Below are 462 nucleotides of genomic sequence, written 5' to 3'. Positions count from 1 at the left end.
AATGCATGCAGTCTGTTTACCGCTTTTATGTAGTCTTTTTCGAGATTCTGTTTTTTGTTACTTTGTTTCAGGTTAGCCGGTGAGAACGTCTCGAAGCCAACAAAAAGACTTCTTAACCCTGCGTCCGCTGCTTTCTCAATCAAGTTTCCCCGAAGCACTGAGTCAACGGTTGCTGCTCCCTGAAAGGCTCTGTTCATGCCTTTCATTCCTTCGAATAGTTCACCCGCAAATTTTGCATTACCCAGTAAGTGGTCATCCAGAAAATAAAGATGTCGGCCAGGCAGTCTGTCGATCTCGGCTAGAGCGTCATCCACCACTTGTGTGTAAAAGCTCCGGCCCCCTTCAAAGAATGCGTCTTTGTAGCAAAAGTTACAATGGTGGGGACAACCCCTTGTGACCACGATGGAATTAGGCACCAGGTATTTGCTTCGTTTGATGAGGTCCCTTCTGATTGGCGGGATT

Annotated in this window: 1 protein-coding gene; it reads right to left on the bottom strand. The window is 46.8% G+C overall.

All coding sequences use genetic code 11. From position 1 onward, the window contains the following. The coding region (locus OB13_RS19550; RefSeq protein WP_461491866.1) for a radical SAM protein at nt 1-401 on the bottom strand (401 nt) is incomplete at its 3' end. Nucleotides 402-462 lie beyond the last annotated feature (61 nt).

This window comes from Pontibacter sp. HJ8 (genome assembly GCF_054824225.1).
This window is presented reverse-complemented; position numbering and strand designations above follow the sequence as displayed.